11 protein-coding genes are annotated in these 12,082 nt (G+C 60.4%); 6 read left to right on the top strand and 5 right to left on the bottom strand.

Going from position 1 to position 12,082, the window contains the following annotated elements; all coding sequences use genetic code 11:
- Window positions 1–60: 60 nt before the first annotated feature.
- From ACWIKB_RS20150 to ACWIKB_RS20135, 4 genes are all read right to left on the bottom strand, one after another.
- Window positions 61–1,245 (bottom strand): porin, encoded by a 1,185-nt coding sequence (locus ACWIKB_RS20150; RefSeq protein WP_475269014.1) that lies wholly within the window; start codon window positions 1,243–1,245, stop codon window positions 61–63.
- A gap of 209 nt (window positions 1,246–1,454) precedes the next feature.
- Window positions 1,455–2,261 (bottom strand): sulfite exporter TauE/SafE family protein, encoded by an 807-nt coding sequence (locus ACWIKB_RS20145; RefSeq protein WP_475269013.1) that lies wholly within the window; start codon window positions 2,259–2,261, stop codon window positions 1,455–1,457.
- Window positions 2,262–2,270: 9 nt separating this feature from the next.
- Entirely contained in the window at window positions 2,271–3,515 is a 1,245-nt protein-coding gene (locus tag ACWIKB_RS20140; RefSeq protein ID WP_475269012.1) for an NAD(P)/FAD-dependent oxidoreductase, read from the bottom strand.
- A 167-nt stretch (window positions 3,516–3,682) separates the two neighbouring features.
- Complete coding sequence (locus ACWIKB_RS20135; protein WP_290027388.1) at window positions 3,683–4,042, bottom strand: ArsR/SmtB family transcription factor; 360 nt, start codon at window positions 4,040–4,042, stop codon at window positions 3,683–3,685.
- 104 nt (window positions 4,043–4,146) lie between these two features.
- On the opposite strand from ACWIKB_RS20135, the gene ACWIKB_RS20130 reads away from it, so the two are divergent.
- Window positions 4,147–5,010, top strand: a complete 864-nt coding sequence (locus tag ACWIKB_RS20130) for an MBL fold metallo-hydrolase (protein WP_475269011.1) — start codon at window positions 4,147–4,149, stop codon at window positions 5,008–5,010.
- A 112-nt stretch (window positions 5,011–5,122) separates the two neighbouring features.
- Here ACWIKB_RS20130 and bkdR read toward each other — a convergent pair whose 3' ends face one another.
- Window positions 5,123–5,611 (bottom strand): Bkd operon transcriptional regulator BkdR, encoded by a 489-nt coding sequence (gene bkdR, locus ACWIKB_RS20125; RefSeq protein WP_092269679.1) that lies wholly within the window; start codon window positions 5,609–5,611, stop codon window positions 5,123–5,125.
- A 186-nt stretch (window positions 5,612–5,797) separates the two neighbouring features.
- Between bkdR and ACWIKB_RS20120 the strand changes: the two genes are divergently transcribed.
- The 5 genes from ACWIKB_RS20120 to ACWIKB_RS20100 all read left to right on the top strand — a co-directional run bounded on the left by ACWIKB_RS20120 (window position 5,798) and on the right by ACWIKB_RS20100 (window position 12,023).
- The gene (locus ACWIKB_RS20120; RefSeq protein WP_475269010.1) at window positions 5,798–7,033 is read left to right on the top strand and encodes a thiamine pyrophosphate-dependent enzyme; all 1,236 of its coding nucleotides are present in this window, start codon (window positions 5,798–5,800) and stop codon (window positions 7,031–7,033) included.
- Window position 7,034: 1 nt separating this feature from the next.
- Entirely contained in the window at window positions 7,035–8,093 is a 1,059-nt protein-coding gene (locus tag ACWIKB_RS20115) for an alpha-ketoacid dehydrogenase subunit beta (RefSeq protein WP_475269009.1), read from the top strand.
- Entirely contained in the window at window positions 8,094–9,365 is a 1,272-nt protein-coding gene (locus tag ACWIKB_RS20110) for a dihydrolipoamide acetyltransferase family protein (protein WP_475269008.1), read from the top strand.
- Window positions 9,366–9,368: 3 nt separating this feature from the next.
- Complete coding sequence (lpdA, locus tag ACWIKB_RS20105; RefSeq protein WP_475269007.1) at window positions 9,369–10,751, top strand: dihydrolipoyl dehydrogenase; 1,383 nt, start codon at window positions 9,369–9,371, stop codon at window positions 10,749–10,751.
- 252 nt (window positions 10,752–11,003) lie between these two features.
- Entirely contained in the window at window positions 11,004–12,023 is a 1,020-nt protein-coding gene (locus ACWIKB_RS20100; RefSeq protein WP_475269006.1) for a branched-chain amino acid aminotransferase, read from the top strand.
- The last annotated feature ends 59 nt before the right edge of the window (window positions 12,024–12,082 follow it).

Below are 12,082 nucleotides of genomic sequence, written 5' to 3'. Positions count from 1 at the left end.
CGACGCCTTCGCGAGCAAGCCCGCTCCCACAGGGGGTTTTGTGTGATGCAAGTTGCATCGTTACCAGGTCAACACTGCCCCCACCGCAAACGTATCGGTATCTTCGTTCTGCGCACTGGTGTCGTGGCCGTCGATACTGAACTGGTTGTACTCGGCCACCAGTTTCAGGTTGTCATTCACATCATGGAACAGCGCAATCCCGCGCGTCTTGTAGTCCGCGCCGCTGCCAACCACGCCGTTGCCATCGTCATCGGTCTTGCCGTAGGACAGCGCCAAGCGGTTCTTGCCCAGTTTGTAGGAGCCCTGCATCAGGTAACCGGTGCTGTCGACATTGCGCAGCGTGGCTTCGCCGGCGTTGTTGGTGAAGAACGGGTTGATGCCCTTGGCCTGGAAGCCGGAACCGGTCAGGGACAGCCCGCCCATTTTCGCCTGCACGCCGTAGCCGAGGCCTTTGGAGGTGACGGATTTGACCGTGGAGTCGGTGTTGTCCGAGGTCTGGTAGCTGCCGTTGACCCAGCTGTAGATCTTCGCCCCGGCGACATCGAACTGGTAGGTGATCTCGCTCTCGGTGCGCGGGTTTTCCTGATAGGCCTTGCCCAACGGGCTGCTGTCGTTGGTGTCCACCGGGTCCATGATCCCCACCGCTACGCGCAAGCCTTCCATCACCGGCGTTCGGTAGGTGATTTGCGACGTGGGAAACGGGTACGGATAACCGCTACCGATGTTGCCGAACGACACCCCGCCACCGTCCACCAGCCCCAGGCTGTCGCTGACTTGGCCATAACCGGCAAGCAGTTCATCGAGCAGGATGTTGGAACGGGCAAACAGGCCGAAGTCCTTGCCGATCAGCACCTCTCCCCACTCCGGGTTGGCCACTGTGCCGTAGAACTGCCGCACGTCGATGGCGGTGTCGGTGCCGTTGGTCTGACTGTCGTTGATGGTCACCCAGAACGAAGCCCGGGCACCGAGCTTGAGGTCATCGATCTGTTTGCCCATGTTGAAGCCCAGGTAGTTGGGCAAGAAACCCATCTTGACCCGCGCCTGCCGACGGTCGAACTGATCACCGGCGCGGTCGACTTTGCTGTTCACGTAGAAGGCGTTGATGTAGCCGTCGGTGGAAAATGTGGTCTGGTCCTTGTCGTACAGCACGATTTCGGCTTCGGCCCATGGGCTCAGGCCAAAGGACGACAGGCCGGCGATAACGGCAGGCAAAAAACGATGCGTGAAGTTCTTATTGTTGTGCATGACGCGCTCCGCAACAGGGGACAAGTTGTCGGAGGCGATTATCGAAAGCTGACCGGCGGCGTCATACGCTGCCTTGGCGGCGGTTCTGAGCTGCTTTGGAGGGGCCGGGGGTGCGCGGCAAATTCGGTGTAAGACCGGGCCGCGGCAAGGCCCGGAACTTTGGGCGTACGCCTGCGGCCACTACTGGCGCCCGGAGGAACCGGTCCCGCCTAGACGCCCGCTCTAAACAGCATGTAAGCGGCGACCACGATGCAGACGCTGGCGAAGCCGACTTGCAGGGCGCGAGCCGGAACCCGGGCGCATAACTGGCGGCCAATGATCATGCCGACGATGCTGGCGACGATAAACGCCACGCCTAAACCGTCAATTCTGACGCCTGCATGGAACGCACCGATCACGCCGATGGCTGAGATCAAGCTGATCACCATCAACGAGGTGGCGATGATCCCGCGCATCTGTACATCGGTCAGTTGCTTGAACGCCGGGACGATCAGGAAACCGCCGCCCACGCCCAGTAACCCCGAGACCACACCGGTCACCGCACCCAGTGCCGCCAGGGTCGCGGTGCATTTGGCGGTCCAGGAAAACCGCCCGGTCTGTTGATCGAGCATGCAGTTCTTCTGGCCCCAGTTGGCGTGGCCGTGGTCGCTCGGGCCTTCGTCCTGACGTTCCCGGCGTAACATCCGCCAGGCCACCATGACCATCAGCAGGCTGAACAGGATCATGAGGATTTTTTCCGGCATCTGATGAGCGAAGTAGATGCCCAGTGGGGAAAAAATCGCCCCCATCAAGGCGATCAACATCGCCGCGCGATAGCGCACCAGGCCATGGCGCAAACCGTCGATGGCGCCGACCGCCGCCGCACTGCCTACCGCAAACAAGGCAACCGGCGCCGCTTGGGTCATGGTCCAGCCGAGCCCGAGCACCAACGCCGGCACCGCCAGAATCCCGCCTCCGGCCCCGGTCAAACCGAGGACCAGGCCCATGAGCACACCAAAAAAACTTGCCAGCAACATAGGGTTCTCTCAGTCGACCTTGGACAACGCAGTCAGCCACTCGCGGCCCTTGAGCATGCCGTTCCAGTAGAACCACGGCAGCAGGCTCGCCTTGAGCCACCACGCGGAACGCCGCGGTACGGTCGGGTCGAGGGGAAACGTCGGCAACAACTTACCGGCATAGCCGAATTCGGCGAGGATCACTTTGCCCTTCTCCACTGTCAGCGGGCAGGAACCGTAGCCGTCGTACTTGAGCGGCAGCGCCAGTTCCTTGCGCAGGGCCAGCAGGTTTTCGGCGACCACCACGATCTGCTTGCGCACGGCGGCGGCAGTTTTTGCATTGCTGGTAGAACAGATATCACCCAGGCCGAAGACTTCTGGATAACGCACGTGTTGCAGCGTGTGCATGTTGACTTCGCACCAACCGGCCGCGTCGGCCAACGGGCTTTGGCGGATGAAATCGGGAGAAACCTGGGGCGGCACGACGTGCAGCAGGTCGAAGGTTTTTTCCTCGACGGTGACCGTGCCAGCCGCGTCCTTGACCTCGAACCAGGCGGTTTTCGCCGGGCCATCGACCTTGATCAAATTGGAGGTGAAGGCCAGTCGGGCGTTGTATTTTTCGATGTATTTCATCAGCGGTGGCACGAAGGTTGGCACGCCGAACAGTGCAGCACCGGCGAGGTTGAACTCGACGTCGATGTTGTTCAGCACACCGTTTTTCAACCAGTGATCGCAGGACAGGTACAGAGCCTTTTGCGGCGCGCCGGCGCATTTGATCGGGATCGGTGGCTGGGTGAAGATCGCCTTGCCGCCGCGCAAACCCTTGACCAGTTCCCAGGTGTAGGCCGCGTGTTGATAGCTGTAGTTGGAAGTGACGCCGTGCTGGCCGAGGGTTTGCTGCAAGCCTTCGATCTTCTCCCAGGCCAGACGCAGGCCCGGGCAGACGATGAGGTTTTGATAGCCGACGGTGCGGCCGTCATCGAGGGTCAGGTGCTTGGTGTCGGCGGCGATGTCAGTGACCGAGGCCTGCAACCATTTGGCTTGACGCGGCATCACGCTGGCCATTGAACGCACGGTGTCTTCCACCGCGTAGGCGCCACCGCCGACCAGCGTCCAGGCCGGCTGATAGTAATGTTGGGCGTTGGGTTCGATAACGGTGATGTTCAACGACGGATCGCGCTTGAGCAGGCTGGCGACAAAACCAATCCCGGCAGTCCCGCCGCCTATCACCACGATGTCTGCACTGATGGTTGGGCCCCAGTGTTGATCGTTCATAGGTTGTTCCTTTTTTACTGCTGCACGCATGTTGCAGGGTCATGCCCATCAGTTAAGCCCGACACTGAACCTGTGGCGAGGGAGCTTGCTCCCGCTTGAGTGCGTAGCGCTCACAAAATTCTGGGGCCGCTACGCAACCCAGCGGGAGCAAGCTCCCTCTCCACAGGTTATTCGTCGTTTGCTATACCGGGGTCAGCCCAGCTTTTCAGTACCGCTCCGCAATACAGGCCGGACAGGGTCTTCATCACTTGAATCACTTCGTGGCTGGCCAGGCCGTAGAAAATGTATTTGCCTTCACGACGGGTCGCGACCAGGCCTTCGTCGCGCAAGATGCCCAGCTGTTGGGACAGTGTGGGCTGGCGCACGCCGGTCATGGTTTCCAGTTCGCCGACATTGCGCTCGCCCTGGGTCAACTGGCAAAGGATCAGCAAGCGATCTTCGTTGGCCAAAGCCTTGAGCAGCGCGCAAGCTTTGGAGGCTGAGGCGCGTAATTGGGCGACTTCACATTCGGTCAGACTGGATTGCATTTGCAGGATGCCTTCGACGTCACTTAAGCTGCAGACATTATGTGTAAACATAAAGTGTTGCAACCGGTTACTGTCTTCCCACCTCTTTTCACAGGTCTGTGTCCATGCCCGCGCTGATTGAAGCCTTCCTCGACCCCGCCTCGTCGACCTACAGCTACGTCGTCTACGAGCAGGACGGCGGGCTCTGCGCGATCGTCGACCCGGTGCTCGATTACGACCCGGCCGCCGGGCGCACCACCACTGTCCAGGCCGACCGTGTGATCGCATTCGTTCGCGCCCACCAGTTGCAAGTGCAATGGCTGCTGGAAACCCACGCCCACGCCGATCACCTGTCCGCCGCGCCGTATCTGCGCCGGGAGTTGGGCGGGAAAATTGCGATTGGTCAGTCGATCAGCAAGGTTCAGGGCGTGTTCAAGACCCTGTTCAATCTGGAGCCGGCATTTTGCGTGGATGGCTCGCAGTTCGATCACCTGTTCGCGCCGAACGAGTCGTTCATGATCGGCAACCTCAAGGCCACCGCCCTGCATGTGCCCGGTCATACCCCGGCGGACATGGCGTACTTGATCGATGGCGATGTGATTCTGGTGGGCGATACGCTGTTCATGCCGGATGTCGGTACGGCGCGTTGCGACTTCCCCGGTGGCGATGCCCATCAGATGTTCGCCTCGATCCACAAGCTATTGGCTTTCCCCGCTGGCGTGCGGCTTTACGTTTGCCACGACTATCCGCCAGAGGGGCGTGAGCCGCAGTGCGCTACTACCGTGGGTGAACAGCGTAAAAGCAATATTCACGTGCATGACGGCATTGATGAGGCGGCGTTTGTCGCCATGCGCACGCAGCGCGATGCCGGGTTGGGCATGCCGAACCTGTTGCTGCCGGCGATTCAGGTGAATGTACGGGCGGGGAATATGCCGCCGGCGGAGGACAACGGCGTGACGTACCTGAAGATCCCCCTGAATAAACTTTAAACGCGGGGACCTGTGGGAGCGGGCTTGCTCGCGAAGGGGCCGTATCAGTCGACATCTCTGTTGCCTGACACACCGCTTTCGCGAGCAAGCCCGCTCCCACAGGGGATTAAGGCTAGCTTCCGAGGGTCAACCCATTCGCCGGTAACGGCAGCGCGGTCTTGTACCGCACCTGCTTCAGCGCAAAGCTCGAACGAATGTTGGCCACGCCAGGCACCTTGGTCAGAAAATCCATCATAAAGCGCTCCAACGACTGAATCGTCGGCACCAACACCCGAATCAGATAATCCGGATCACCCGCCATCAAGTAGCACTCCATCACTTCCGGGCGATCCGAAATCGCCTCTTCGAAATGCGCCAGCGCCTCTTCCACCTGCTTCTCCAGGCTGACGTGGATGAACACATTCACATGCAGCCCCAGCAGGTCGGCGTCCAGCAGGGTTACTTGTTCGCGAATCAGTCCTAGTTCTTCCATCGCCTTGACCCGGTTGAAGCACGGCGTTGGCGACAGATTGACCGAGCGGGCAAGGTCGGCGTTGGTGATGCGGGCGTTCTCTTGAAGGCTGTTGAGAATCCCGATATCGGTACGGTCCAGTTTGCGCATGAGACAAAACCACCTGTTATTTTTGTTTACGCAGAATTTCTATCCTCAAATGACCGCCAACGCAACGAAACACAGATAAATATTCTCCTGCGCCGGGCCTATGATGTTTGTAGGACAAGATTTCCACCATCCGTGGAATGACCGTCAGCTCACTACAAAAAATTCACAAGATCGAGCGTAGAAGCCATGAACCAAGCGTACGAACCACTGCGCCTGCACGTTCCCGAACCCTCGGGCCGTCCCGGCTGCAAAACCGACTTTTCCTACCTGCATCTGACTGACGCAGGCTTGGTGCGCAAACCCCCAATCGACGTTGAGCCGGCCGACACGGCTGATCTGGCCAAGGGCCTGATTCGCGTGCTCGACGACCAGGGCAACGCGCTTGGCCCATGGGGCGAAGGCGTGCCGTCGCAGATTCTGCGTAAAGGCATGCGCGCCATGCTCAAGACGCGGATTTTCGACAACCGCATGGTGGTCGCCCAGCGTCAGAAAAAAATGTCGTTCTACATGCAAAGCCTTGGCGAAGAAGCCATCGGCAGCGCCCAGGCCCTGGCCTTGAACATCGACGACATGTGCTTCCCCACCTACCGTCAGCAAAGCATCCTGATGGCCCGCGAAGTGCCGCTGGTGGACCTGATCTGCCAACTGCTGTCCAACGAGCGCGATCCGCTCAAGGGCCGTCAGTTGCCAATCATGTACTCGGTACGCGATCACGGTTTCTTCACCATTTCCGGCAACCTCGCCACCCAATTCGTACAGGGTGTGGGCTGGGGCATGGCGTCGGCGATCAAGGGTGACACCAAAATCGCTTCGGCCTGGATCGGCGACGGCGCCACCGCTGAATCCGACTTCCACACCGCCCTCACCTTCGCCCACGTTTACCGGGCGCCGGTGATCCTCAACGTGGTCAACAACCAGTGGGCAATTTCCACGTTCCAGGCGATTGCCGGTGGTGAAGCCACTACGTTTGCCGGTCGTGGCGTCGGTTGTGGTATCGCCTCCCTGCGGGTCGATGGCAACGATTTCGTCGCGGTCTACGCTGCTTCTGCCTGGGCTGCCGAACGGGCGCGCCGCAACCTCGGTCCGACCATGATCGAGTGGGTCACCTACCGCGCCGGTCCACACTCCACCTCTGATGATCCTTCGAAATACCGTCCCGCCGACGACTGGAGCCACTTCCCGTTGGGCGACCCGATCGCGCGCCTCAAGCAGCACTTGATCAAGATCGGCCAATGGTCCGAAGAGGAACACACCGCTGTCAGCGCCGAACTGGAAGCCGAAGTGATCGCCGCGCAGAAAGAAGCCGAGCAGTACGGCACCCTCGCCGGTGGCCAGACGCCAAGCGCCGCGACCATGTTCGAAGACGTCTACAAAGAGATGCCGGAGCACTTGAAGCGCCAGCGTCAAGAGTTGGGGATCTGACATGAACGACCACAACACCAGCATTGAAATGGAAACCGCCATGACCACGACCACCATGACCATGATCCAGGCCCTGCGCTCGGCCATGGACGTGATGCTTGAGCGCGACGATAACGTCGTCGTATTCGGCCAGGACGTGGGTTACTTCGGCGGCGTGTTCCGTTGCACCGAAGGCTTGCAGAGCAAGTACGGCACCTCCCGCGTGTTCGATGCGCCGATCTCCGAAAGCGGGATCGTCGGCGTCGCGGTGGGCATGGGCGCCTACGGTCTGCGGCCGGTGGCCGAGATTCAGTTCGCCGACTACGTGTACCCGGCATCCGACCAGATCATTTCCGAAGCCGCGCGCCTGCGTTATCGCTCGGCCGGCGAGTTCACTGCACCGATGACTTTGCGCATGCCTTGCGGCGGCGGCATCTACGGCGGCCAGACCCACAGCCAAAGTATTGAAGCGATGTTCACCCAGGTCTGCGGCTTGCGTACGGTCATGCCGTCCAACCCTTACGACGCCAAAGGCTTGCTGATCGCCTCCATCGAAAACGATGACCCGGTGATCTTCCTTGAGCCAAAACGCCTGTACAACGGCCCGTTCGACGGCCACCACGATCGCCCGGTAACCCCGTGGTCGAAGCACCCGGCCGCGCAAGTGCCGGACGGTTACTACACCGTGCCGCTGGACGTCGCCGCCATCGCCCGTCCGGGCAAAGAAGTGACCATCCTGACCTACGGCACCACGGTTTATGTGTCGCAAGTCGCCGCTGAAGAAAGCGGTGTCGATGCGGAAGTCATCGACCTGCGCAGCCTGTGGCCGCTGGATCTGGAGACCATCGTCAAGTCCGTGAAGAAAACCGGTCGCTGCGTGATCGTTCACGAAGCCACCCGCACCTGCGGTTTCGGCGCCGAACTGGTCGCGCTGGTGCAAGAGCATTGCTTCCACTACCTGGAAGCGCCGATCGAACGCGTCACCGGTTGGGACACCCCCTACCCGCACGCGCAAGAGTGGGCGTATTTCCCAGGGCCGTCCCGTGTGGGCGCGGCGTTGAAACGGGTTATGGAGGTCTGAATGGGCACGCACGTTATTAAAATGCCGGACATTGGTGAAGGCATTGCAGAAGTTGAGTTGTCGGTGTGGCACGTCAAGGTCGGCGATATGGTTGTCGAAGATCAGGTGCTGGCCGATGTGATGACCGACAAGGCGATGGTCGACATCCCTTCGCCGGTGCACGGCAAGGTGATTGCGTTGGGCGGCCAGCCGGGCGAAGTCATGGCGGTTGGCAGCATTCTGATCAGCATTGAAGTCGAAGGCGCGGGCAACGTTAAAGAGTCCTCGCAGCCTGTTGCTGCTGTTAAAGAAGCACCGGTTGCAGCGCCTGCGAAAGTTGAAGCCGTCGCTGAAAACAAGCCTGTAGCAGCGCCGCGCCCAGCGGTTTGTCAGGGCCCGATGGTTGCCCGTGAAGCCGATGAACGTCCGCTGGCCTCGCCGGCCGTGCGCAAACATGCGCTGGACCTCGGCATCCAGCTGCGTCTGGTGCGTGGCACCGGCCCTGCTGGTCGCGTTCTGCACGAAGACCTCGACGCGTATCTGGCTCAAGGTCAGTCGAACGCCTCTGCACCGGTTGCGGCTTACGCCCAGCGCACTGATGAACAGCAAATCCCGGTGATCGGCATGCGCCGCAAAATCGCCCAGCGCATGCAGGACGCCACCCAGCGCGCCGCCCACTTCAGTTATGTCGAAGAAATCGACGTCACCGCCGTGGAAGAACTGCGCGCCCACCTGAACGAAAAACATGGCGCGACTCGCGGCAAGCTGACTTTGCTGCCGTTTCTGGTTCGCGCCCTCGTGGTTGCCCTGCGTGACTTCCCGCAGATCAACGCCCGTTACGACGACGAAGCCCAGGTCATCACCCGTCTCGGCGCGGTGCATGTTGGCGTCGCCACCCAAAGCGATATTGGCTTGATGGTGCCGGTAGTGCGTCACGCCGAAGCCCGCAGCCTGTGGGACAGCGCTCAGGAAATCTCGCGTTTGGCCACCGCCGCGCGCAATGGCAAGGCCAGCCGCGATGAGCTGTCCGGCTCGACCATCACCCTGACCAGCCTCGGCGCGTTGGGCGGCATTGTCAGCACGCCGGTGTTGAACCTGCCGGAAGTGGCGATCGTCGGTGTGAACAAAATCGTCGAACGCCCGATGGTGGTCAAAGGCCAGATCGTGATTCGCAAGATGATGAACCTCTCCAGCTCCTTCGATCACCGGGTGGTCGATGGCATGGACGCGGCGCAATTCATCCAGGCCATCCGTGGCCTGCTCGAACAACCCGCCACCCTGTTTGTGGAGTAGGCAATGCAAAACTTGAACACCACGCTGCTGATCATCGGCGGCGGTCCTGGCGGTTATGTGACGGCGATTCGTGCCGGCCAGTTGGGCATTTCGACCATTCTGGTGGAAGGCGAATCGTTGGGCGGCACCTGCCTGAACATCGGCTGCATTCCATCGAAGGCGCTGATTCACGTTGCCGAACAGTTTCACCAGACGCAGCATCACAGCCAGCATTCAGCCCTGGGCATCAGCGTTTCCGCGCCGACCCTCGACATCACGAAAAGTGTCGAGTGGAAGGACGGCATCGTTGATCGTCTGACCACTGGCGTCTCGGCGCTGCTGAAGAAGCACAAGGTCCAAGTCATCCAAGGCTGGGCCAAGGTCATCGACGGCAAAACCGTTGAAGTCGGTGACACGCGGATTCAGTGCGAGCACCTGGTGCTGGCCACCGGTTCGAAAAGCGTGAACCTGCCGATGCTGCCGATTGGCGGTCCGATCATTTCCTCCACCGAGGCGCTGGCGCCGAAGTCCGTGCCTAAACGGCTGATCGTGGTCGGTGGCGGTTACATCGGTCTGGAGCTGGGGATTGCCTATCGCAAACTCGGCGCCGAGGTCAGCGTGGTCGAGGCTCAGGATCGCATCCTGCCGGCCTACGACGCCGAACTGACACACCCGGTGCACGAAGCGCTGAAACAACTTGGCGTGAAGCTTTACTTGAAGCACAGCGTGCAAGCCTTTGATTCTGCTAGCAATACACTGCAAGTGCTTGATCCGAATGGCGACATTTTGAATCTTGAAACCGATCAGGTACTGGTGGCTGTCGGTCGCAAGCCGAATACCCAGGGCTGGAACCTCGAAGGCCTGAACCTGGCGATGAACGGTTCGGCGATCAAGATCGACAACCGCTGCCAGACCAGCATGCGCAACGTCTACGCCATCGGCGACCTGAGCGGCGAACCGATGCTCGCGCACCGGGCCATGGCCCAGGGCGAAATGGTCGCGGAGCTGATCAGCGGCAAAACCCGCGAGTTCAACCCTACCGCCATCGCCGCCGTGTGCTTTACCGACCCGGAACTGGTGGTGGTCGGCAAGACCCCGGATGAGGCCAAGGCTGCCGGGCTGGACTGCATCGTTTCCAGCTTCCCGTTCGCGGCCAATGGCCGGGCGATGACGCTGGAATCGAAAACCGGCTTCGTGCGGGTGGTCGCTCGTCGGGATAATCATCTGATTGTGGGTTGGCAAGCGGTGGGTGTTGGCGTGTCGGAATTGTCGACAGCGTTCGGTCAGAGTCTGGAAATGGGCGCCCGGCTGGAAGACATCGCCGGCACCATCCATGCGCATCCGACGCTGGGCGAGGCGGTCCAAGAGGCGGCGTTGCGTGCTTTGGGGCATGCGCTGCATCTGTAATTCCGGGAAATTGATGGTGTAGGTGATGGCCTCTTCGCGAGCAAGCCCGCTCCCACATTTGATCTGTGTCGTACACAAATCCACTGTGGGAGCGGGCTTGCTCGCGAATTCTCAAGGGCGACATCATTTATCTGCCAATCACCCGATAGTCCGGGCTGCGAAACCACCCCGGAATGAAGTATTGTTGTCCCCATCCAAAAAACGTCAGAAGCCTTGAACCGTTTCGGCGGTTGTTAAGTGATAGAGGGTGTCATGGGTAACGAAAGCATCAATTGGGACAAGCTGGGTTTTGACTACATCAAGACCGACAAACGCTATCTGTCGTACTGGCGCAATGGCGAGTGGGACGCAGGCACCCTGACCGAAGATAACGTGCTGCACATCAGCGAAGGCTCGACTGCCCTTCACTATGGCCAGCAGTGCTTCGAAGGCATGAAGGCCTATCGTTGCAAGGACGGCTCGATCAACCTGTTCCGCCCGGACCAGAACGCCCTGCGCATGCAGCGCAGCTGTGCACGCCTGCTGATGCCGTTCGTCGAAACCGAACAGTTCATCGAAGCCTGCAAAGCCGTGGTTCGCGCCAACGAGCGGTTCATCCCGCCTTATGGCACTGGCGGCGCGCTGTACCTGCGTCCGTTCGTGATCGGTGTGGGTGACAACATCGGTGTGCGCACTGCACCCGAGTTCATCTTCTCGATCTTCGCGATTCCGGTCGGCGCCTACTTCAAGGGCGGCCTGACCCCGCACAACTTCCTGATCTCCAGCTTCGACCGCGCGGCCCCACAAGGCACCGGCGCGGCCAAGGTCGGTGGCAACTACGCCGCCAGCCTGATGCCAGGTTCCCAGGCCAAGAAGGCGCATTTTGCCGACTGCATCTACCTGGACCCGATGACCCACACCAAAATCGAAGAAGTCGGCTCGGCCAACTTCTTCGGGATCACCCACGACAACAAGTTCGTCACCCCGAACTCGCCGTCGGTACTGCCGGGCATCACCCGTCTGTCGTTGATCGAGCTGGCTAAATCGCGTCTGGGCCTGGAAGTGGTCGAAGGCGACGTGTTGATCGACAAGCTGTCGGACTTCAAGGAAGCCGGCGCTTGCGGTACCGCTGCCGTGATCACCCCGATCGGCGGCATCAGCTACAACGACCACCTGCACGTGTTCCACAGCGAAACCGAAGTCGGCCCGGTCACCCAGAAGCTCTACAAAGAGCTGACCGGTGTACAGACCGGCGACATCGAAGCGCCAGCGGGCTGGATCGTCAAGGTTTGATTTGACGCCAGTTGCACAGAAGCCCTCCATCGAGTGATCGATGGGGGCTTTTTTGTTGA

It is taken from the genome of Pseudomonas sp. 5Vm1k, from assembly GCF_056161485.1.
This window is presented reverse-complemented; position numbering and strand designations above follow the sequence as displayed.